21 protein-coding genes, 1 pseudogene and 1 other annotated feature are annotated in these 21,686 nt (G+C 40.2%); of the genes and pseudogenes, 18 read left to right on the top strand and 4 right to left on the bottom strand.

Annotated features, from left to right (window positions below; translation table 11 throughout):
• Positions 1-683 precede the first annotated feature (683 nt).
• A pseudogene (locus tag ACTQ54_RS09210) lies at positions 684-1,241 on the bottom strand (DUF924 family protein).
• Between the two features lie 110 nt (positions 1,242-1,351).
• On the opposite strand from ACTQ54_RS09210, the gene ACTQ54_RS09215 reads away from it, so the two are divergent.
• Both ACTQ54_RS09215 and lepB read left to right on the top strand, forming a co-directional pair.
• The gene (locus tag ACTQ54_RS09215) at positions 1,352-1,843 is read left to right on the top strand and encodes an LURP-one-related/scramblase family protein (protein WP_441756193.1); all 492 of its coding nucleotides are present in this window, start codon (positions 1,352-1,354) and stop codon (positions 1,841-1,843) included.
• A gap of 91 nt (positions 1,844-1,934) precedes the next feature.
• Positions 1,935-2,528, top strand: coding sequence for a signal peptidase I (gene lepB / locus ACTQ54_RS09220; protein WP_441756195.1), 594 nt, complete (start codon positions 1,935-1,937; stop codon positions 2,526-2,528).
• Between the two features lie 64 nt (positions 2,529-2,592).
• On the opposite strand, the gene ACTQ54_RS09225 is transcribed toward lepB, so the two are convergent.
• Complete coding sequence (locus ACTQ54_RS09225) at positions 2,593-3,036, bottom strand: universal stress protein (protein ID WP_441756197.1); 444 nt, start codon at positions 3,034-3,036, stop codon at positions 2,593-2,595.
• Between the two features lie 412 nt (positions 3,037-3,448).
• Here ACTQ54_RS09225 and proS point away from each other — a divergent pair, with 412 nt between their 5' ends.
• Together proS and ACTQ54_RS09235 are read left to right on the top strand one after the other, a co-directional pair.
• Positions 3,449-4,888, top strand: a complete 1,440-nt coding sequence (proS, locus tag ACTQ54_RS09230) for a proline--tRNA ligase (protein WP_441756199.1) — start codon at positions 3,449-3,451, stop codon at positions 4,886-4,888.
• Positions 4,889-4,914: 26 nt separating this feature from the next.
• A complete protein-coding gene (locus ACTQ54_RS09235) occupies positions 4,915-5,433 on the top strand; it encodes an acyl-CoA thioesterase (protein ID WP_441756201.1) in 519 nt (172 codons plus the stop codon).
• A gap of 551 nt (positions 5,434-5,984) precedes the next feature.
• Here ACTQ54_RS09235 and ACTQ54_RS09240 read toward each other — a convergent pair.
• Together ACTQ54_RS09240 and ACTQ54_RS09245 are read right to left on the bottom strand one after the other, a co-directional pair.
• Positions 5,985-6,959 carry a YeiH family protein gene (locus tag ACTQ54_RS09240; RefSeq protein ID WP_441756203.1) on the bottom strand — a complete coding sequence of 325 codons (975 nt, stop codon included), beginning with the start codon at positions 6,957-6,959 and terminating at the stop codon, positions 5,985-5,987.
• 36 nt (positions 6,960-6,995) lie between these two features.
• Positions 6,996-8,186, bottom strand: a complete 1,191-nt coding sequence (locus ACTQ54_RS09245; RefSeq protein WP_441756205.1) for a galactokinase — start codon at positions 8,184-8,186, stop codon at positions 6,996-6,998.
• A gap of 199 nt (positions 8,187-8,385) precedes the next feature.
• Here ACTQ54_RS09245 and tsaB point away from each other — a divergent pair, with 199 nt between their 5' ends.
• The 14 genes from tsaB to ACTQ54_RS09315 all read left to right on the top strand — a co-directional run bounded on the left by tsaB (position 8,386) and on the right by ACTQ54_RS09315 (position 21,460).
• Entirely contained in the window at positions 8,386-9,162 is a 777-nt protein-coding gene (gene tsaB / locus ACTQ54_RS09250) for a tRNA (adenosine(37)-N6)-threonylcarbamoyltransferase complex dimerization subunit type 1 TsaB (RefSeq protein WP_441756207.1), read from the top strand.
• Positions 9,134-9,802: a ribosomal protein S18-alanine N-acetyltransferase gene (rimI, locus tag ACTQ54_RS09255; RefSeq protein WP_441756208.1), complete on the top strand. Its 669-nt coding sequence runs from the start codon at positions 9,134-9,136 to the stop codon at positions 9,800-9,802. Before tsaB ends, rimI (ACTQ54_RS09255) begins: the two co-directional genes overlap by 29 nt.
• Entirely contained in the window at positions 9,795-10,286 is a 492-nt protein-coding gene (gene rimI / locus ACTQ54_RS09260; protein ID WP_441756210.1) for a ribosomal protein S18-alanine N-acetyltransferase, read from the top strand. The genes rimI (ACTQ54_RS09255) and rimI (ACTQ54_RS09260) overlap by 8 nt, the downstream gene beginning before the upstream one ends.
• A complete protein-coding gene (gene tsaD / locus ACTQ54_RS09265; protein WP_441756212.1) occupies positions 10,283-11,293 on the top strand; it encodes a tRNA (adenosine(37)-N6)-threonylcarbamoyltransferase complex transferase subunit TsaD in 1,011 nt (336 codons plus the stop codon). The genes rimI (ACTQ54_RS09260) and tsaD overlap by 4 nt, the downstream gene beginning before the upstream one ends.
• Before the next feature lie 26 nt (positions 11,294-11,319).
• Positions 11,320-12,390 carry an acyltransferase gene (locus ACTQ54_RS09270; protein WP_441756214.1) on the top strand — a complete coding sequence of 357 codons (1,071 nt, stop codon included), beginning with the start codon at positions 11,320-11,322 and terminating at the stop codon, positions 12,388-12,390.
• Positions 12,391-12,694: 304 nt separating this feature from the next.
• Positions 12,695-12,742: a sequence feature (sodium ion sensor (DUF1646 type); this cis-regulatory element may regulate processes involved in with the transportation of sodium ions), on the top strand.
• Positions 12,743-12,902: 160 nt separating this feature from the next.
• A complete protein-coding gene (locus tag ACTQ54_RS09275) occupies positions 12,903-13,265 on the top strand; it encodes a hypothetical protein (protein ID WP_441756216.1) in 363 nt (120 codons plus the stop codon).
• Positions 13,216-15,189 (top strand): V-type ATP synthase subunit I, encoded by a 1,974-nt coding sequence (locus ACTQ54_RS09280; protein ID WP_441756218.1) that lies wholly within the window; start codon positions 13,216-13,218, stop codon positions 15,187-15,189. Before ACTQ54_RS09275 ends, ACTQ54_RS09280 begins: the two co-directional genes overlap by 50 nt.
• Positions 15,190-15,221: 32 nt before the next feature.
• Positions 15,222-15,698, top strand: a complete 477-nt coding sequence (locus ACTQ54_RS09285; protein WP_441756220.1) for a V-type ATP synthase subunit K — start codon at positions 15,222-15,224, stop codon at positions 15,696-15,698.
• A gap of 44 nt (positions 15,699-15,742) precedes the next feature.
• The gene (locus ACTQ54_RS09290) at positions 15,743-16,324 is read left to right on the top strand and encodes a hypothetical protein (RefSeq protein ID WP_441756222.1); all 582 of its coding nucleotides are present in this window, start codon (positions 15,743-15,745) and stop codon (positions 16,322-16,324) included.
• Positions 16,325-16,335: 11 nt separating this feature from the next.
• Positions 16,336-17,340 carry a V-type ATPase subunit gene (locus ACTQ54_RS09295; protein ID WP_441756223.1) on the top strand — a complete coding sequence of 335 codons (1,005 nt, stop codon included), beginning with the start codon at positions 16,336-16,338 and terminating at the stop codon, positions 17,338-17,340.
• Entirely contained in the window at positions 17,330-17,641 is a 312-nt protein-coding gene (locus tag ACTQ54_RS09300) for a V-type ATP synthase subunit F (RefSeq protein WP_441756225.1), read from the top strand. Before ACTQ54_RS09295 ends, ACTQ54_RS09300 begins: the two co-directional genes overlap by 11 nt.
• 11 nt (positions 17,642-17,652) lie before the next feature.
• Positions 17,653-19,434, top strand: coding sequence for a V-type ATP synthase subunit A (locus ACTQ54_RS09305; RefSeq protein ID WP_441756227.1), 1,782 nt, complete (start codon positions 17,653-17,655; stop codon positions 19,432-19,434).
• Positions 19,434-20,816 (top strand): V-type ATP synthase subunit B, encoded by a 1,383-nt coding sequence (locus ACTQ54_RS09310; protein ID WP_441756229.1) that lies wholly within the window; start codon positions 19,434-19,436, stop codon positions 20,814-20,816. Before ACTQ54_RS09305 ends, ACTQ54_RS09310 begins: the two co-directional genes overlap by 1 nt.
• Positions 20,816-21,460: a V-type ATP synthase subunit D gene (locus ACTQ54_RS09315; RefSeq protein WP_441756231.1), complete on the top strand. Its 645-nt coding sequence runs from the start codon at positions 20,816-20,818 to the stop codon at positions 21,458-21,460. Before ACTQ54_RS09310 ends, ACTQ54_RS09315 begins: the two co-directional genes overlap by 1 nt.
• The last annotated feature ends 226 nt before the right edge of the window (positions 21,461-21,686 follow it).

Here is a 21,686-nt window from a genome sequence, read left to right on the forward strand (position 1 = left end):
CTCGTCGTAGCAACGAAAACACTTTTAGTATTCCTTGAGGAAATGATTGGCTACTTCAAGCCTACGATAACTCAATTATTGATGCAATTTCTACGACTTACTCTCGCGGTCGGATGAAAAGGTGGTTTTATCCGAGCGGCTGGTGCGCGCTCGTTTGAAAAGGCAGTTTCATCCGAGCGGTTTTTGCGCGTTCGTTTGAAAAGGTGGTTTCATCCGAGCGGTTGTTGCGCGCTCGTTTGAAAAGGTGGTTTCATCCGAACGGTTGCTGCGCGCTCGTTTGAAAAGGTGGTTTCATCCGAGCGGTTAGTGCGCGCTCGTTTGAAAAGGTGGTTTCATCCGAGCGGCTGGTGCGCGCTCGTTTGAAAAGGTGGTTTCATCCGAGCGGCTGGTGCGCGCTCGTTTGAAAAGGTGATTTCATCCGAGCGGTTGATGCGCGCTCGTTTGAAATAGTGGATTCATCCGAGCGGTTAGCGCTTGCTCGTTTGAAATAGGATAAAGTCCACAAAATTATGTAAAAACCATGAAAGAACTAGGCTAAAGTATTGAACTCGTCGCAGCGACGAGTACTGGATTGGTTCCTCGTCAAACCAACGACTACCCCTTTAAGCCTTCGCCGAAACACCAAAAAAATCAGCAAACAAGTAGACGTGTTTGCTGATCAGCAGTGATATTTATTTAAAAGATTACCATTTTGAGCTGCTGTCGTCTTCATTCAAAAAGTCGATTTCCTCGGGGGTGGACACGCGGCCTAAGACGGCGTTGCGGTGAGGGTAGCGGCCGAATTAGTCGATAATGGCTTTGTGTTTAATTTCGTATTCAAGGGCGGAATCCATGCCGAGTTCTTCAAAGAGTTCTAAGGCTGTTTCGTGGATTGCAGCGGATTCGGAATGCATAAAGGGTATGAGGGCAAATTGTTGTTCGACTTTGGATAAGAGATGATAGTCGGGATGTTTGATTAATTCTTGGCTCAAAATTAGTGCCATGCCGTCTTGGCTGAAGGCACGGGCATCGTTGCGCATTAAGTTGCGTGAAAATTGATCGAGAATAATAATTTCTGCCAGGCGACCTTGAATGGTGGACCGCCAGCTCGATAATTCTCCTTTTGTAGCAGCTAGCCAAGTATCGTAAAAATTGGTGCGAATTTTTTCATCAAATTCGTCATTCCGAGCAAAACGAAGTTCTTTGTGTTCCGGTGCAAACCAAAAAAGCAAGACTTCAACTGCAGGATGAACAGACATCATATGCCTCCTTATAAAAACAAATAATTACTAAACTTAGTATAACACTTCCCGTTTTGGAATCAAATTCAGATGGAGTATAATTAGCTTACCAAAGAAGAGGAGCTGATACGATGAAGTTGTATATGGAGCAAAAGATATTTTCTTTTAAGGAAGACTTTAATGTTTTTGATGAAAATAGAAATCCAGTTTACCATGTTGAAGGAAATTTATTTGCATTCGCCCGTCAAATGCGCATTTACGATGCGAGCACACAAGAAGAACTTGCTTTTATTAAACAAAAATACTTTGCTTTCTTACAAACACTGGAAATTTTCCGCCATGGTCAATTGGAAGGTAGCGTTAAACAAAAGTTCAACCTTTTAAAACCCCAATACGAAATTAATCATCTCGGCTGGCGTGTGGAAGGCAATTTTTTTGGTTATGACTATCAAATTATTGATCCAGACGGCTATTTGATTGCCGATATCAACCGCAAGTTTTGGTCGTTTACGGATGCCTTTGAAATAAATATCTACGATGATGAAGATTATCCAGTAGATCCTGTGATGGTGATGGCGATTGTGATTGCGATTGATGTGTCCAAAGATAGTAGTAAATCTTAAAACGCTATTCCCTTTAGAACATCTTGAAAAGCCTATATTATTTCGCTACAATAGAAAAGTAAACTAATTTTAAGAGATTAGAGGAATAAATATGTCGAACTTTTCAAGCGTCATGAAAGAAATAGTTTCTACCATTTTCACATTTATCGTTGTATTTGCTCTAGTATGGTTGTTGCGTGCTTATGTGATTGAACCGTTTCAAGTTGAAGGGCGTTCAATGGATAATACCTTACAAGATGGCGAACGCCTTGTCATGCTCAAATTAGCGGAGGTTGATCGTTTTGATGTGGTTGTCGTTCCGCCACCGAATGTTCCCGAAAAATTGTACATTAAACGCGTCATCGGTATACCTGGCGACACTATTGAATTCAAAGATGATAAGCTCATACTCAATGGCAAGCCGCTAGATGAACCTTATTTAGCTGAAATGCAAGCTCAAACGGAAGGTAACTTTACCTACGATATGACGCTTGAAGAACGCACAGGTGCTACTGAAGTGCCGGAAGGACAAATTTTTGTCATGGGGGATAATCGCAGAAATTCCACCGATGGACGAAATTTTGGCTTCATTAATATCGAAGATGTACGTGGAGAAGCCGATTTTATTCACTGGCCACTTTCCGAATTCGGCCTCTTAACCAAATATGAACTGAACGAAGACGGTACAGCCATCGTCGAACGTTAAAATAAATATCACTGCAACAACAGCTCGAACGCCTCTTTATTAGAGTCGCTCGAGCTGTTTTCATTTAGGGATTGCTTTTTACAATTAACACATCACAAGGTGCGTGAATCGAAACAAAGTTTGAAACGGAACCAACAAATGCGCGCGCCATGGCGCCCTTACCAGTAGCAGCAATGACAATCAAATCGGTATTATATTCTTTTGGATAAATATTACCAATTAAGTCTGCCGGGCTACCACTTTCGACGGTAGAAATTGCTTGTAGACCTTCAGCTTCTGCTTCTTTCACGAGGCGTTCAACGAATGAAGTGTCAAATGAAGCTGAAAATTCTGATGAGGATAGGCGAGTGAGTTCGGGTGATAAGTTAATACTTCGATTATCAATTACAAAAACAATATGCACACGTGCACGGTTACGTTTGGCAATGGCAAGTGCTTTTTTAAAGGAATTACGTGACTGCGGCGATCCGTCGACAGGGACTAGGATGTTTTTATATTCATCTAGCATCTTTAACACTCCTTTTATTTTTTATGCAAACGTTTACTATAATAATTGTACCTTATCTAAGAAAAAAACAATAGTAAACTGGCTGATTTTGACACACTTTAAGGATTGAAGACTTCAAATAATCTGTTATAATGTGGGTAGTTATAGGAATAGTAGAGCAAATGATGTTATTAGAGAATGTTGCCCTGGCTGGAAGCAACTAACCCCTGATTTGATCGAACCTACCTATGGGTTGAGCCTGAGATATTTATTTGAGGGCTTTAAAATGATTGGGTTGGCCTCTGTATCGGCTATGAGTGGGCTAATATATTTAGCAAGTAAGGTGGTACCGCGGAGAGTTAACGGCTGTTCTTCGTCCTTTTATGGGCAGAACGGGCGTTATTTTTGTATGTAAAATTAAGGAGGAGTTTTTGTGGTCACACGTAAAGAAGATTTTTCAAAATGGTATTTGCAGACGATTCAACAAGCGGATTTGATGGATTATGCTCCTGTGCGAGGAAATATTATTTTTAAACCAGATGGTTATGAAATTTGGGAGCATATTCAAGAAGAGTTTAACCGTCGTTTTAAAGAAGAGGGGATTCGCAATGCCTATTTCCCAATGTTGATTCCAGAGTCATTCTTTAACAAAGAAAAGAACCATATTGAAGGTTTTAGTCCTGAATTGCCATGGGTAACGGAGGCGGCGGGTGAAAAATTAGAAGAACGTTTGGCATTGCGTCCGACATCTGAAACGATGATTGGAGATGCGATGAGTCGTTGGATCCAATCTTACCGCGATTTGCCAATGGAAATTAACCAATGGGCTAACGTTTTCCGTTGGGAAAAACGGACATTGCCATTTTTAAGAACATCCGAATTTTTATGGCAAGAAGGGCACACAGCCCATGCAACGGCTGAAGATGCGATTGAACGTACCATGCGTAGCTTGCAAATTTATAAAGAAGTCGTAGAAGGTTTATTAGCCATGCCGGTTTTCTCTGGTGAAAAGACACCTTCAGAACGTTTTGCAGGTGCTGAAAGAACCTATTCGATTGAAGCCATGATGCAAGATGGTAAAGCGGTGCAAGCGGGAACGTCACACTTTATGGGAACGAAGTTTGCTGAAGCCTTTGATATTCGTTATTTAAATACTGATAATGAACACGTTTATGCCTACACCACTTCTTTTGGTGCTTCTACGCGTTTGATTGGTGCTATGATTATGGCACACGGCGATGATCAAGGATTGGTATTGCCTCCGCGTGTGGCACCACATCAAGTAGTCATGATTCCTGTGGGACCTTGGCAAAAGAATCCTGCGATCATGGAAAAAATTGAAGAGCTACATAGTGAATTTAAAGCGCTAGGTATTCGTGTGTTAATCGATGATTCGGATAATTCGCCAGGCTACAAATTCAACGAGTGGGAAATGCACGGCGTGCCATTTAGAATTGAAGTCGGTCCACGTGATTTGAAAAATGAACAAGTGATGGTAAAAGCACGTGACTTAGATGAAAAAGTAGCTGTGCCATTTACTGATATTATGACCTATATTCAAGAGCAAATGGACGCAATGCAAACACGTCTATTGGAAAAAGCTCGCCAAATGAATGCAGATCAATTGTATACCCATATCGAAACATTGGATGAATTAAAAGCGCATATCGAAAGTAAGCAAGCAGCAGGAGAAAATCCTGGTTGGGTGCTAGCTGGCTGGGATGGTACAGAAGAAACAGAAGCTCAAATCAAAGAAGTAACCGGCTTTACAACCCGTAACATTCCATTTGAAGGAACTGTTGAACCTAAGACGACCTGTATAGTCAGCGGAAAACCTGCTACAACAACCGTTTGGTTAGCGCGCGCCTACTAATATTTTATGAGAAAAGAGGGATATTGATGATGTCCAAAACTTGCCGTGCAACTTATGCTATCCAAACCCATAATATCTTGCCGTCAAATATCAACTACCATAAAACACTTTATGGCGGTCAATTGCTGAACTGGTTGGATAATTGTGCCAGTATTTCATTCCGCCGCTTCAGCCGTCAAAATGGTGTCACAGCCTCGGTTGATACGGTGAATTTCTTAAAACCATTGCCCTTGGCACATTCCGTCTGCTTTCACACCATGGTCACCGGAGCCTCAACGCGTTCAGTCGAAGTCTTTGCCAAAATCTTGTGTGAGAACCTAGACACAGGCGACCGCTTTTTAGCCGCGACCGCCTTCTTGACCTTTGTGGTTATTGACGCCGTTGACGGCACACCCCCTCAGCCCCTTGCTGAGATCGTGCCCGAAACAGACGAGGAGAAATACATCTGCGCCGGCTACGCCAAACGCAAGCAAGCTCGGATGGCAGCCCGCGAAGCAAACAAAGACTTTAACGACAACATCAGCCTAGACCTTCCTTGGTCCTAAAATAAATATCACTGCTAGTAACTCAAGAGCCTGTCGAATGACAGGCTCTTGAGCAATTTTTGGAGGTGGATGGGGCGGTGGGGAGATGTGTGTGGTGAGAGTTCAAGGCGTGGGGTGAGCGAATGGGTCTTAGGAGTTGGCGCCTTTTAACGCAAATGCCGAACGCGTAATAGGTCAATTGAAAAGGTATAATGCGATCGTCAAACGTGTGTGTTTGGTAGTACGAAATAATTTCACGAGTACCCAAAGTGGTCCTCGTTTTTTCGACGAGTGCCCAAAGTGTCCCTCGTTTTTTCAACGAGTACCCAAAGTGGTCCTCGTTTTCTCAACGAGTACCCAAAGTGTCCCTCGTTTTTTCGACGAGTACCCAAAGTGTCCCTCGTTTTCTCAACGAGTTTAAACCTTTAGCCTCGTTTCTTCGTATTTATCGCAAATAAAAAGTGGCCCACTATTCAACAAGTAATAATCGAATAATGGACCACTTATTTTATACTCTAAATTTTCCACATAATCCTGTAAACCTCATTATCAAATCAAATCACACCAACTCACTAAGCATATAACCACATCGTCATAGCCAAACTACTAATAATAACAATCAACCAAGTCACGCCGCCTAAGACAATCGTCTTGAAACCGGCTTTCATCAAATCACCAAAAGAAACACTCATCCCAACAGCTGCTAAGGCAGCGGTTAAGGCTAACCGGCTCAAGGACTTAATGCCAGTTGTAAAGGCTGCAGGCAAATTAAAGACATTCGCAAGCACAATGGCCACGATGAAAAACAAAATAAACGTTGGGAATATTTTTTTAAGCGAAAAACTTTGCTTGTCAGTTTGACGGTAATTAGAATAAATAGCGGCCAAAGAAACCGGCACAATCATTAAGGTTCGCATCATTTTAACAAGCGTAGCCGTGTCACCGGCTAATTGGGAATGCTGATAGCCAGCTGCTACCACAGAAGATGTGTCATTAATCGCCGTCCCAGCAAACACACCATATTGGATGGTACTCAAACCAAATAACTGTCCCAACAGAGGGAACAACACTAAAGCGAGTAAATTATAAATAAAAATAGTAGAAATAGCATAGGTCAGATCATCTTCATCGGCTTCAACAATCGGAGCAACAGCCGCAATCGCTGATCCCCCACAAATTGCTGTCCCAGCGCCAATTAACCAGCGAGCATTCACTGAAATACCAAGCTTTTTACCAACAAAATACGCTGTTGCAAAAGCAATTAAAATAACCAATAAAATAATCGGAATAGCATTCAAAGTCACACTCGACAGCATATCCAGCGAAAGTGTAAAACCGAGCAAAACCACGCCAAACTTCAGCATCATTGAACTTACTTTCTTTATATTCTTTGCATCATATAAGCCCCGCAACGCTGTATTCGCCACAATCATCCCCAGAACAATCGCCGCGAACGAATGACCAATAATCGGAAATTGATTCCCAATAAGATAAGCCAGTAAAGTAATCACTAGCAAAAGACCGTAAGCCATAACATTTGATTTCAATAACAAAACCCCTTCAACATTTTAAATAAATATCACTTACATTAAAATACGATTGCGATCTCCCAAACTTGCCACATCAAACATGGGAGTTAGGCCAATTTCATCTTGGTAAATAGAAGTCAGATTAGCCTTAACCTCTTCAAGAGCATCCGATTTAACAATAGCAAAGGCCGTTCCACCAAGACGTCCGTCTGTGGTACTGGCTGAGAAAACACCCTTTTGCGCATTCGCAGCTTCAATAACCGTATCTAGTTCATAACCCGTTAATTCAAAAATATCACGCAAACTTTCATAGGACCGATTAATCAGCCGGTTAAAATGGTTAAATTTGTCTTTTTCAATCGCCTCAACCGCGCGTGATACACGGTCGTTTTCATAGACAATATATTTGAGTCGTTTTTCAATGACGGGATTGTCTAACAAATGGTGGTAGCGTTCGTAGTCAGATAAACTTAAATCGACTAGATTTTGAATCGGTAAGACAGACTTGAGCTTATTCAAAGCCAAATTGGCCTCAACAATCCGACGCTGATATTTAATTTGATTGAACTGGCGGTTTCTTAAGGTGTCGATTAAAAGAATGGAATAGTCTTGGTCTTTGAAGGCAGGAAAAATTCTGTAAGCATTTTCTCTCGCATCAAAGTAAAACACATGCTCTTTCGCGGTTTTTAAATAAGTTGTATAATCAGCCAAGGTTGCTGTAGCAATCTCGTCTGGAGACAGAGCGACTTCGGCTTGATGAGCGATTTTTATAATCGCATCATCAGCCAAATCGAAGTCATAAATATATGAGATAGACATGGCTAAAAGTGATATAATAGATGATTCTGTTGCTAACCCCGCGCCAAAGGGCATGTTCCAATCAATCATAATATCGAATCCTTGTTGAATAAAATTGGCTGATCCATTTAATGATGTAATAATATGTTTTAAGTAGTCAGACCAAGATACTGCCTTCGCAGGAATTTCGAATTGATCGATGGAAAAAATCATCTCGCGATCATGTTTGCTTTTTGGACAGTAGAAGTGGACTTCTTTATCATCTCGCAAGCGGCAAACAGAATAAGCGCCACGTTGAATGGTTGTGGCGAGTAATTGTCCTGGAACATAATCGCTTTGATGTCCCATTAGATTAATCCGACCAGGATTAAACATAATATGACCGTTCTTTTGTTGAAAGTGTTTTTCAAATTGCTCATTCAGCGATTTAATCATTGCTTTGTGCACCCAAGTTCCTCCTAAGGATATTATTAAACAATTTATATCGAAAAAAACCAATTTTATGCTATGATACTATACGATAGAATGCTAAAGAAATTAAATAATTCTATGTATTTATTAACTTCATTTTAGCATATTTAAAGTTGAGAATAACATAAATGTCTTTTGACAGTGATATTTATTTAAAGAGAGAAGGATTGACATCATGAAAACTTTAGTAGTGGATACGGCTACGTCATACTTGAGTTTAAGCTTGTTTGAAGGGGCGCAGGCCGTAGCAAATGTGACTTTGCGGTCTAAAAGACAGCACGGGGAAGCGTTGGTACAAGTCATTAATGATACGCTAAACCACTTGGCTTGGCGGCCCGACGATATTGAACAAATCATTGTAGGCGTTGGGCCCGGTTCGTATACGGGAATTCGGATTGGGGTCACCATGGCGAAAGTTTGGGCAACGACGTTAAACGTGCCGATCATACAAGTATCGTCATTAAGTTTAATGGCAGCTGGAGGCGCGCAAGGGGTCGACAGCCAAAAAATAATCATTCCGATTATCGACGCCCGCCGGCAAACAGCCTATACAGCAGCCTATCGAATAAATAACGCTGCGACAGCTTCTTGGCAAGTCCAAACGGTCATTGCTGACCAACAAATTGAATGGAAACTTTATCTTGAGCAACTTGAGTCGCTTGTAACGGATGACATTCAAGGGTTCATTCTAGTTGGAGATTATATCGAAGACTTTTACCAGATGACGAAGGAACATTTTCCAAAGCTTGCAATTGAATGGGCACAGGACCAACAAGCTGTGCCGCAAACCTTACAGGTGCATCATGTCGAACAAGTCGAAGTAGTTGATGCCAACCTGTTAGTGCCAAACTATACCCAGCAGACTTTGGCGGAAAGAGAGTGGGTGCAAGCACAATCCGAGAACCAAGGCAAAGAGGATGATCATGAAGACTTTATTGAGCACTATTCGTAAAAATGAATGGATAAACGAGACGGTTAATTGGCTAAATTTTATTATAAAGGGACAGGATGTTGAGCATGTTATGATGAAGCAATTAAAACCTTATATCAATCGCCTTCAGCCTATTTTTCTTGAAGAAGATAGCCCTGTTAACCAAAAGCCTAAACGGCGCACATTGCAAGTCCGCCTAGCCAACAAACATGACGTGAAAAAGATTTTTGACCTCGAATTAAAGGGCTATGATGGCTACCAAGCTTGGACAGAAGCCGATTTTCGCCATGACTTAGAAACAAATCCTCGTGCCGTTTATATTTTACTTGAAGATCAAACTGATCCACTTTCAAGCCAATTAATCGGTATGATTACGGGACGTGCCCGGAGTAACAGTGCGCATATCAGCCATTTGATTATCCACCCTGACTTTCAAGACGCCAAGTTAGGGAGTTATTTATTAGAGCTTTGGATTAAGGGAATGGAATTTTTGAAAATACCGACGATTACATTGGAAGTGCGTGAGTCGAATATGGTTGCGCAGCATGTCTATAAAAAGCACGGCTTTGTGGTCACTTCATCCAAAGCCAACTACTACCGCTCTAACAATGAGACCGCCTTAAATATGAAGCGGGAACAAAGGACGAATGATTTTGAATAATGAAATAAATAACACTGCCTTACACATGCAAATTGTGCCATTTAAAGGTCTGCAATTACCTGACAATGTTCGGCAGTTTATTATCGAAGCCAATCAAGCTTTCAACTGGTCAAAAGTGGCTAGCTTGAGTGATTTTGATAATCCTTTAAGTGAGTATTATGTCTTATTTTATGAAAAAGCAGTCATTGGCTATGTTGGTTTGCAGCATGTCCTCAATGAAGGGACGCTTAATTTAGTTTATATTGAAGGAAAATGGCGCAAACAAGGATTGGGGCAACAGTTACTCTTGTTTGTTATAGACCAATTAGCGGCTCGAGATATCAGTCATTTATTTTTAGAAGTGCGCGAAAGCAATCAAGCGGCTCTAGCTTTGTATCAGAAAGTAGGCTTTGAATTGATTGCCAAACGCAAAAATTACTACCGTAACCCACAGGAAGATGCCTGTATTTTACAAATGAATTTAAGAGAAGGGGTGAAAAAATGAGTATGATTTTAGCCATCGAATCGTCATGTGATGAAACCAGTGTGGCGGTGATTGAAGACGGGCGGAAAATCCATTCAAATATTGTGGCGTCGCAAGTTAAAAGTCATATGCGTTTTGGAGGGGTCGTACCAGAAGTCGCGAGTAGACACCACGTTGAACAAATCACGCAAGTAACGCAAATGGCGGTGGAACAAGCCGGTTTGGATTCCATTAGCCAAGTAGATGCCATTGCGATGACTTATGGACCTGGCCTTGTCGGAGCCCTCTTAATTGGTGTGACGGCTGCTAAAACATTATCCATGGTTTACCAAAAACCCTTAATTGCTGTTAATCATATTGCAGGCCATATCTACGCCAACCAACTTGTGTCGGAAATGACTTATCCTTTATTAGCCTTGGTGATCAGTGGAAGTCATACGGACTTAGTCTATATAAAAGAAGAGGGCCATTTTGAAGTAATCGGTGAAACCCAAGATGATGCGATCGGAGAAGCTTACGATAAAGTCGGTCGTTTACTCGGTTTACCTTATCCCGCCGGAAAATATTTAGATGAACTTGCTCAAAAAGGCGAAGAAACTTATGCAGTCCCACGTGCCATGTTGCATGAGGATAATTTGGATTTTAGCTTTAGTGGGATGAAGAGTGCGGTCATGAATCTGTTTCATAATGCTAAACAGCGAGGCGAAAGCATTGATCCGGCGAACTTGGCCACTAGCTTCCAACAAGCCGTTATTGATATTGTAACCGCAAAAGTAGTCAAAGCTCTGGGGCAATACCCAGATGTGAAGCAATTTGTTTTAGCTGGAGGTGTAGCAGCCAACTCTGGTATCCGCAAAAATTTGGTTGATACCATTCAAGCCGAGTTCCCAGATGTCGAAGTAGTTATCCCACCTCTTAATTTATGTGGCGATAATGCTGCCATGATTGGAGCAGCTGCTGAGTATTTATACCAAAAGCAAGATTTTGCTTCTCTAATGACAAACGCTAAACCCGGCTTGATGCTGTAAATCGAGCTATTTCAAGGAGATTTATTATGACAAGAAGAGACGATCGTAATTCAAATTTTGAATTACTTCGGATTATCAGTATGTTTTTAGTCGTCGTCCATCACTTTTCCGTTCACGGAAGCTTTGATACGATGGATGTCTTTTCCTATGAGAAAATCGCCCTCGATATTTTATTTATCGGAGGTAAACTCGGTGTTAATATATTTGTGATGATTGGGAGCTATTTTCTGGTTGGAAAGTCATTTAAATGGCGCCGGCCCGTCAGTGTTTTAATCGATATGCTTGTATACAATTGGGGCCTATTTGTAGCCTTACTCCTTTTAAAGCCCGACATCTTAACCGCCGAACGCATTTACCAAATGATTTTCCCATTTCCCGACTACTACTGGTTCCCAACCAACTATATTTTATTACTTTTATTAGCACCAGTTTTGAATTATTACGTCAAACACGTCACCGAGCAGGCCTTGCGCTATCTATTAATTTTCCTAAGCGTCATTTGGATCATCGTTCCAAGCCTAGAACTAACAGGGATTGCCTATTCTGACTTATCATGGTTTATTTATTTGTATTTACTCGTCGCTTATATCAAATTATATCCCAACAAAGTGTTATCCAGCAAAAAGTTTGCCAAACGCCTGTTTGCCGTTTCGATGACACTCACAGTCGCCAGCATCCTCTACTACAACGCCCTCGGCCTCATCATGCCCGACAAACTAGCCTACGGCACCTTCTACCTAGGATCCAACAAAATCCTAACCGTCGGCAGCTCTGTTGGCCTCTGGCTATGGTTCAAAAACCGAAAACCTTTTTCAAACCACCAAATAAATATCACTGCCCAAGCCATGTTTGGTGTCTACCTCATCCATGAACAACCATTGATGCGACATGTGATTTGGTACCGCGTAGACAACACACGCGTTCAAGGTTTTTGGATGATGATTGGCTATGGTCTGTTGGCTTCAATCGTCATCTTTGTTGGATGTACTTTGATTGATCTGGTAAAATCCCGCGTCCTCAATCCGTATCTCAACCAATTATCCGCTTGGATTGAAACACAGTTAAATCAAACAGTTGGATTGTATAGGGTGGATTAGGGGATAAGAAAGGATTCATTTAAAAAAACAGAAATCACTCTTTCAATGTTGAATTAGTGATTTCTGTTTTTTGTTTTTCCCCTCAAGTAACATTGAGTGAACTTTAAAAGAGTGTTTATCTAGGCAAAGATAAGTATGAGTTGTTTTTAATGTCAGTGAACGAATCCGTCGACCGACAATAGAGGGATTTAATTTCAGACAAAACCACCACCATCTCAACAAAAATTTAACTTTTACTAGAAGTTGAGATTAATTTTAGGATAGTTTATAATAACAGCTAACAGTTAAATAGCAGTATCATAATGGTTGGGCGCTATGCTTCAAGGATCAGTTCTTCAAGGGGTGAGAAGAATGTTTTAATTGTCGTATAGTGCGGAAGACGCAGTTGCTTGTCGAGTGCGTCTTTTTTATGGATTTGTTTAGCTGGCTACATTCGCTATTTAAAGTCTTTTGTGAAAGCAGGCGATATTTATTTTAATGAAGGAATGAAAAAGTGGGAAGTGAGGGAAAATATGTCAACAGATGTTATTGATTATTTACGCGAAATCGAAGTTCAGATTGAATATAAACGGCGTGAAGTAGAAGAAAAGCTGCAGTCACTTGATGCGAGTCACCGTAAATCATTAGAAGGCATTCAGCGTCATTATCAAGCGGAATTAAATTCTTATACTGAGATTAAAGCGCTTGAAATGGAAGAGAAGTTGCAGCAAGAAGAAGATGCCTTGAAAGATTCTTACTTACAAAAGCAAGAACTTTTGCGTGTTCAATTTGAAACAGAAAGAGATCAATTAGTCAATCGAATAGTGAAGGAGGTACTGAGTCAATATGGGTATCGCCCGAATGAAGAAACTAACTTTTCTAGCGGAACAGAGTGAAAAAGATGTGGTTTTAAAAGCCATGCAGGAAATGCAGGATATTGAGGTCATTCCTTTAAGTAGCGCTATTGAAGAAGATGAAGAATTGATGTCCGTTTTACACATTGAAGATAAGTCTGAGACGGTGGGGGATTTGACGCAAACGATTCAAGAGATTCGATATGCCATATCTTTTCTAAATGAATATGTGACCCAAGAACCTCTATTAAAGCGGATGAGAGAAAAACGGCCGGAGTATTCATTGTTAGAGCTTGAAGCGGCTGTTGAAGCAATGAACTATAATGGCTTGCTCCAACGAGTGGATTACATGGATCAAGCAATTGATCGCTTAGAAGATCAACTTGAAGAGGCTAAGAAAGAAGAAGTATTTTTCAGAAGATGGCAAAATTTAACGTTTGTTCCTGAACAGACAAAATTTCTTCGACACTTTAATTTATTAGTCGGTTCGGTTGAAGCAGAGAAAGCTCAAGCTTTTGAAGCTGAATTAGCAGCCTTGGAACATGTCTTTGTCGAAGATATTTACCAATCACGTGATACTTGGGGTTTCTTGGTAGTCTATGCCGCTACAGATGATTCCGAAGAAGTCGCAATAAGACAGGAGATTTTACAGCAGTATGGTTTTCAAGTTTTAAATTATAACTATGAAAATATCCCTGCTGATGAACTAACATCTAATCTTGAGTTACAACGGAATATCATCCAACAAATAGCTCAAGAGAAGAAAAACTTGAAAGATCATCGCCAGACGCGTGATCAGCTACAATTGGCAGAAGAATATTTCTTCAATCTGCGTGAACGTGAAAAAGCAAAAGAATTAATGATTAACAATCAATTTGCTTTTGTCATTAGTGGCTGGGCACAGGCTGATAAAATCGATTATTTTACACAACGTATTATCAGTCAATGTAATGAACAAGCAATTTGTCATTTTCAATTTGATGTTGAAGAAGATGAGATGGCTGAAGTACCAACTAAATTAGAAAATCATGCTTGGGTCCAACCATTTGAATCTTTAACGACTCAATTTGGAGTCCCGAAATACGGTGGATTTGATCCAACACCATGGTTTTATCCCTTCCATATTGGCTTCTTTGGTATGATGAGTGCCGATTTAGGCTACGGCATCTTGTTATGGTTAGCGACATTTATTGCTATTAAGCAATTAGAATTGTCGGCTAGTATGCGTTCGGCTATGAAGATGTTTAATCAAATGGCCGTGGGGACGATGATTTTTGGATTCATATTTGGGAGCTTTTTTGGCTTCGATCTGCCATTTAAACTGTTGGATTTAACCAATGATGTTATTGTTGTAATGGGGATTTCGGTCTTTATCGGGATTGTGCATATGTTACTGGCTTATCTCATTAAGTTTTATCTGGCCATCAAAGATAGGGACTATGTGTCAGCCTATCTAGATTCGGCGCAGTGGACTTTAATGTTGTTAGGTGTGGTTGTTATTGCCATGAATATGCTGTTATTTAAAGCAGATTGGTTAATGACAGCTGGACTGATACTTATTTTAGGAAATGTTTTAGGGATGTTTGTCGTTAAAATATTTTCAAATAATAATAAAGTCGTTGGTGTTGGACAAGCTCTATTTGGGATTATGGATATTGCAAGTATGATTGGGGACTTAGTTAGTTATACCCGTTTAACGGCTCTTGCTGTTGCTGGGGCGAATATCGGGATGGCATTTAACTTGATTTTAAGTTTACTGCCTCCAATTGTCCGTTTCACAGTCGGTCTTTTATTGTTTGTTGCCTTACATGCACTAAATATCTTTATTACCTATTTAGGTGCTTATGTACACTCAATGCGTTTAGAGTATGTTGAGTTTTTTGGGAAGTTTTTTGATGCGGATGGTAGATTGTTTAACCCTTTAAAAACATTGGAAAAATATATATGGATTAAATCAGATAAATAAATAATTTAATATTGGTATTGGAGGATTAATAAATGGAATTTAGTATTGAATATCTTTTTGGACCACAAAGTGGATGGATTTTAGGTGCGATTGGTATGGCTATTGCCGTTTTTGTTGCAGGTGCAGGATCAGCAATTGCGGTAGGTAGAGCCGGTGAAGCAGCAGCTGCTTTAACACGTGAAAAACCTGAGTTATTTGGTCAAGCTTTAGTACTACAACTATTACCGGCGACACAAGGTCTTTATGGTTTCGTTATTGGCTTAATCATTTTATTACAACTTACACCTGATATGTCGGCGGCTGAAGGCTGGTATTTATTAGCGGCAAGTATTCCTGTTGCTTTTGCTGGTTATACTTCTGCACCTTCACAAGCTAGAGCGTCAATTGCAGGGATGCAAATTTTAGCTCAACGTCCAGAAAATGCGACCCAAGGTATTGTGTTTTCAGCCATGGTTGAGACCTATGCGATTTTAGGCTTTGTCGGTTCGCTTTTAATGATTGTTCTATAACATTTACCTATTTCAAATAATTGATCAATGAAAGGAGGACAATAATGGCAAAAATAAATGATTTAGTAGATAAAGTGGTGAAAAAAGAAAGCCAACTTTTTGAGGAACAAATTGAGCGCAAGCGTTTTGACTTAAAAAACGAACTTGTAGCCAAGCAAGAAGAAAGTGCCCAAAAACTAGCGCAAGCAAAAGAAAGAGTTGAAGCTAAAGCGAATGAACAACATCAAATCGCCATTCACTCACGCAATATTGCTTACCGCGATCAGCTGTTAAGCGACAGACAGGCTGTTCTAAATGCGCTTTTTGATGAAGCTAAAACTGCATTAAATAAGCTTGATGCGGATACTTTTAAAGGATTTGTTGAATCCATTTTGAAACAGTTTAGCCAGCAAGGACAAATGTCGCTTGTATTAGGTGATTTTTCGCAAGGATTAATCGATCAAAATTGGTTGGATGGATTAGAGCTAGAAGGAACGTCTATTCAACTATCCGATGACTTTCTTCCTGCTAAGGGTGGGTTCATTTTAGAGAAAGTAGGTGCGCAATATAACTTCTTAAATGACACCTTAGTTGAAGAAGTTAGAACGCAGTTGACGATTGAAATCTCTAAAGCACTTAACCCGTAAGGAGGTAAACCATGTTGGATAACGAATTTGGTTCATTAAATGTCACCATTCGTGTATATGAAAATGAACTATTAACGCAAGCTGTCTACGAACGTATGTTAGCTGCGAATAATTTCGACGAAGCAGTTAATGTTCTGCGTGAAACAGTTTATCGGGATGAAGTGGAAGAAGTGTTAAGAACACATAATTACGATGATATGATTACAGAATCACTTGAACGTTTGTATCATCGCTTATTTCAAATATCGCCGTCAGCAGAACTAGTCGAATTGGCGACTTTGCGCTATAGCTATCAAAATATAAAAGTATTATTGAAGGAATTTGTTTCCGCTACGAATTTAGAGGATTTATATTTTCCCATCGGGCGCTATGATGTAACGGAGTTGCGTCAAGCAGTTACATTAGGAACATCGGAAGTTTTGCCAGAGCCTTATTTGAGAACTATTCGCAATGCCAAGGCTGACTACAGTGAATTTAAAAATATTCATCAAGTAGAAGTGTTAATTGATCGCTATTACTTTGAACATTTAAAGCAATTAGCTCTGGAAATTGGCGATCCAGATATTATTGATATTGTGGATATGCAAATTGATTTTAAAAATATTTCGACTTTGATCCGTGCTAAATATCAAAATCGAACAACGAATTTCTTGCGTTCTATTTTATCAGATGCTGGATCACTAGATGTCGAAAACTTGGTGCAAATAGGAACGAAAGATGCAAGAACGCTCATTCAATCCCTGTTTGAAACCAAATACAAAAATCTACTGTCAGAGTCATTGATTACAGCTGGTATTGGAATTTCTTCCATCAAATTTGATTATTTTACGGATAATGCCATGATGACAAAGATGCAGGAGGCAAAGCTAAAAGCCTTTGGGCCACTTCCAATGTTAGCTTTTATTTATGCAAAAGAAACCGAAGCACGTAATTTACGTTTGGTGTTATCAGCAAAAGAAAATAATATTGACGTAGACGAAACAAGAGAAAGGATGCGAATGAATTATGTCTCATAAAATAGCCGTAATCGGCGATAAAGACTCAGTATTGGCTTTTAAAATGCTCGGTTTCGAAGTCTTTTTTGCCTCAGACGCATCACAAGCGAGTAAGCAATTAGAAGAATTAGCAAAAGAAAATTATGGCATTATATTTTTAACCGAACAGCTTGGCATTCACATGCCAGAAGTTTTAGAAAGATATAATGAACGTATTACACCAGCCATCATCCTCATTCCGAATCGAACAGGAACCAATAATTTTGGTGAAGAACGCTTTGCCAACGATGTTGAGCGAGCGGTTGGTATTAAGTTAGTGTAGGAGGTATATGATTGAAAAATGGAACAATTATCAGTGTAGCTGGGCCACTCGTTGTTGCGAGTGGAATGGAAGATGCGGCTGTCCGTGATATTTGCCGTGTTGGCGATTTAGGTTTGATCGGCGAAATCATCCAAATTCGTGGCGACAAAGCCAGTTTACAAGTGTACGAAGAAACATCCATGGTCGGACCAGGCGAACCTGTCGTCATTACAGGTGCCCCTTTATCGGTCGAACTGGGACCAGGTATGATTTCACGGATGTTTGATGGAATTCAACGTCCTTTAGAAGACTTTAGAAAGCAAACCGGAAACGACTACCTTGATCGTGGGGTAACGATTGATCCCCTTGACCGCAATAAAGATTGGGAGTTCACTTCCAAAGTAAATATCGGTGATTTTGTCCAAGCGGGAGACATTGTTGGCGTTGTTCAAGAAACAGCGATTATTGAACATCGAATCATGGTTCCACCAGGTGTCCAAGGAACCGTGAAAAACATTGTAGATGGTGTCTTTAAAGTCAATGAAACCATTTATACTTTGGAAACAGATCAAGGTGACCGCGATTTTGATATGATTCAACGTTGGCCAGTTAGAAAAGGTCGTCCCTACAAACAAAAACTAAGTACGGAAGAAGTATTATTAACCGGACAACGTGTAATTGATACCTTATTCCCTGTTGCAAAAGGTGGGACCGCTGCGGTTCCTGGCCCATTCGGTGCAGGGAAAACAGTGGTACAACACCAAATTGCTAAATGGTCAGATGTAGACTTGGTTGTTTATGTCGGTTGTGGTGAACGTGGAAACGAAATGACGGAAGTTATTAATGAGTTTCCACAATTAATTGACCCGAATACAGGGGAACCTTTAATGGAACGTACGATATTAATTGCCAATACATCGAATATGCCGGTAGCGGCACGTGAAGCTTCTATTTATACAGGTATTACAATTGCAGAATATTTTCGTGATATGGGTTATTCCGTAGCGATTATGGCCGATTCCACTTCACGTTGGGCGGAAGCCTTGCGTGAAATTTCAGGTCGACTGGAAGAAATGCCAGGAGATGAAGGTTACCCAGCTTATTTAGGAAGCCGTTTGGCTGATTATTACGAAAGAGCTGGCCGTGTTCATACTTTATCCGGCAGTGCTGACCAAAGAGAAGGGTCTGTTACAGCTATTGGAGCAGTTTCACCTCCAGGTGGAGATACCTCTGAACCTGTAACTCAAAACACTTTAAGTGTTGTGAAAGTTTTCTGGGGACTGGATAGTGCCTTGTCACAAAGACGTCACTTCCCAGCCATTAACTGGTTGTCATCATACTCTTTAGAATCGAATACAATTAATAATTATATTGGAAAAACGTTAGATATCGATTGGCATTCAATGGTTAACCATACCCGCAATTTATTACAAGAAGAAGCTGAACTACAAGAAATTGTGCGTTTAGTAGGGATTGAGTCTTTGCCAGAAACCGATCGATTAACTTTACTTATTAGTAGCATGATTCGCGAAAGTTACTTACAACAAAATGCTTATGATGATGTGGATACTTATACATCATTGAAAAAACAATATGATATGTTAAATGTTATTTTAACTTTTGAAGCTAAAGCAAAAGAAGCACTTGATTTAGGGACATATTTTGATGATATTGTTAAAGAGACAGCGACTCTACGCGAGAGAATTGGCCGGATGAAATATATTTCGGAAGAAAATACGGAAGAATTTGAATCCATTTTATCTGAAATTGAAAGTCAAATTAAATATGTCATTGGTAAGGAGGTCTATCAATAATGCGTAAAGAATATACAACTGTTAAAGATATTGTAGATCCACTGATGACGGTCACAGGTGTTGAAGGGGTCAAATTTGATGAGTTAGTCGATATTGAATTGCAAACTGGCGAACGCCGTCGCGGACAAGTTCTGGAAGTGAATGGCGACGTCGCTGTCGTGCAATTGTTTGAAGGTTCATCAGGGATTGTCACACGTGATACCAAGGCTCGTTTTACAGGTCATCCGCTAACTTTGGATGTATCGGAAGATATGATTGGACGTCGTTTTGACGGGATGGGTCGCATCAGTGATGGAGGACCTGAAATTATCCCTGAAGCGACTTTAGATATTAATGGTCGTGCCATTAACCCGATTGCCCGTGAGTATCCGGATGAATTTATCCAAACCGGAATTTCAACCATTGACCATTTAAATACTTTAGTGCGTGGGCAAAAATTACCGATGTTTTCTGGTTCAGGCTTGCCTCACCAAGAATTAGCGGCTCAAATTGCTCGCCAAGCAACGGTTTTAAAATCCAATGATAAATTTGCGGTTGTTTTTGCGGCCATTGGGATTACCTTTGATGATGCGGAGTTCTTTATTAAAGACTTTACAGAAACAGGGGCAATTGATCGGTCAGTGGTATTTATTAATTTGGCTAATGATCCGGCGATTGAGCGGATTGCGACTCCGAAAATTGCTTTGACTGCTGCGGAATATCTTGCTTTTGAAAAGGGCATGCATGTCTTGGTTATTATGACCGATATGACGAACTATGCGAATGCTTTGCGGGAAGTTTCAGCTGCTCGTCGTGAGATTCCGGGACGTCGTGGTTACCCTGGTTATCTTTATACGAATTTATCAACCATTTACGAAAGAGCTGGGCGAATTCGTGGCGTTGAAGGTTCAATTACACAAATTCCAATTTTAACCATGCCGGAAGATGATATTACTCACCCAATTCCTGACTTAACCGGTTATATTACCGAAGGTCAAATTTTACTATCCCGTGAGCTATTTAACCAAGGGATTCAACCACCGATAGATGTTATGCCGTCCTTATCACGGTTGAAAGATAACGGAATTGGTGATGGGAAAACGCGTGAAGACCATGCGGCGACTATGAACCAAATGTTTTATGCTTATGCCCAAGGTAAGGAAGCGAAAGAATTATCTGCCGTTTTAGGAGATGCTGCTCTAACGGAAATAGATAAACTTTATTTAAAGTTCACCAATCAGTTTGAAAAGCGCTATGTCAACCAAGGGTCTCGGACCAACCGGACCATTGATGAATCGATTGATTTAGCTTGGGAACTACTGAAAATCTTACCAAGAACGGAATTAACCCGTATTCGTAAAGAAATGTTGGATAAATATTATCCCGAAACGAGTGATGCTTAATGGCGGTATTAAATGTTAAGCCTACCCGGATGGAACTGGCGCGATTAAAATCGCAATTGAAGCTGTCCGTTCGAGGTCATAAACTGTTAAAAGATAAGCAAGACGGTCTTATGAAGGAATTTATTATTAAGGTGCGCCAAACCAACGAACTAAGAAAAGAAGTGATTGGTTTACTTGGGCATGCCATGCAAAATTTTTCCATCGCAAAATCGTTGATTGATGAAAAATTTATTGAAGAAATCATGGCAATACCTGCCCAAAGCGTGTCTTTGGATATCGATTATCGAAATATTTTAAGTATTCGCGTGCCGAGAATGCATTTCAACTATAGCCAAGCATCGGATCAAAAAGTCGATTTAAGTTATAGTTATTTAAATTCAAATGCCGAACTTGATGTTGCTTTCGAGGAACTCGTTGCTATTATGCCGAAACTCTTAGAGTTTGCCGAGCTTGAGAAAACCTGTCAGCTAATGGCGGCTGAAATCGAAAGAACCAGACGTCGCGTTAACGCCCTAGAATATCGTACCATTCCTGATTTGGAAGACACCATTTACTTTATTCGCATGAAACTCGAGGAAAGTGCCCGTGCAACCACTTCTCGTTTAATCAAAATCAAAGAGCTCGACTCGGAAGATATCATTTAAGTTGAAAAGCCTGTAGGTCATCCTGCAGGTTTTTTCATAATAAATATCACTGCGATTAAACTAACAAAAAGTGTTCGTATAAAAGCAGGGATATTTATTTTACAATAAGAATGAATTGTATTAAATTATTTGAAATTTTTGATTTTTGATAGTGAATTAGCTATAAATAAAGTATTATTAATAATAACTATAAGGCGTTGAGTTCAATCTTTGAGAAATTAGGTGT

This window comes from Fundicoccus sp. Sow4_H7, from assembly GCF_052115865.1.
In the GTDB taxonomy this organism is placed as follows: Bacteria; Bacillota; Bacilli; order Lactobacillales; family Aerococcaceae; genus Fundicoccus_A.

Coding starts and splice junctions, on each gene's coding strand:
- ACTQ54_RS09285 (WP_441756220.1), top strand. CDS start 15,222: ATGGAATTTAGTATTGAATATCTTTTTGGACCACAAAGTGGATGGATT.
- tsaB (WP_441756207.1), top strand. CDS start 8,386: ATGAAAACTTTAGTAGTGGATACGGCTACGTCATACTTGAGTTTAAGC.
- ACTQ54_RS09225 (WP_441756197.1), bottom strand. CDS start 3,036: ATGCTAGATGAATATAAAAACATCCTAGTCCCTGTCGACGGATCGCCG.
- ACTQ54_RS09215 (WP_441756193.1), top strand. CDS start 1,352: ATGAAGTTGTATATGGAGCAAAAGATATTTTCTTTTAAGGAAGACTTT.
- rimI (WP_441756208.1), top strand. CDS start 9,134: ATGAAGACTTTATTGAGCACTATTCGTAAAAATGAATGGATAAACGAG.
- lepB (WP_441756195.1), top strand. CDS start 1,935: ATGTCGAACTTTTCAAGCGTCATGAAAGAAATAGTTTCTACCATTTTC.
- ACTQ54_RS09275 (WP_441756216.1), top strand. CDS start 12,903: ATGTCAACAGATGTTATTGATTATTTACGCGAAATCGAAGTTCAGATT.
- ACTQ54_RS09295 (WP_441756223.1), top strand. CDS start 16,336: ATGTTGGATAACGAATTTGGTTCATTAAATGTCACCATTCGTGTATAT.
- ACTQ54_RS09235 (WP_441756201.1), top strand. CDS start 4,915: ATGATGTCCAAAACTTGCCGTGCAACTTATGCTATCCAAACCCATAAT.
- tsaD (WP_441756212.1), top strand. CDS start 10,283: ATGAGTATGATTTTAGCCATCGAATCGTCATGTGATGAAACCAGTGTG.
- ACTQ54_RS09280 (WP_441756218.1), top strand. CDS start 13,216: ATGGGTATCGCCCGAATGAAGAAACTAACTTTTCTAGCGGAACAGAGT.
- ACTQ54_RS09310 (WP_441756229.1), top strand. CDS start 19,434: ATGCGTAAAGAATATACAACTGTTAAAGATATTGTAGATCCACTGATG.
- ACTQ54_RS09290 (WP_441756222.1), top strand. CDS start 15,743: ATGGCAAAAATAAATGATTTAGTAGATAAAGTGGTGAAAAAAGAAAGC.
- ACTQ54_RS09300 (WP_441756225.1), top strand. CDS start 17,330: ATGTCTCATAAAATAGCCGTAATCGGCGATAAAGACTCAGTATTGGCT.
- ACTQ54_RS09270 (WP_441756214.1), top strand. CDS start 11,320: ATGACAAGAAGAGACGATCGTAATTCAAATTTTGAATTACTTCGGATT.
- ACTQ54_RS09315 (WP_441756231.1), top strand. CDS start 20,816: ATGGCGGTATTAAATGTTAAGCCTACCCGGATGGAACTGGCGCGATTA.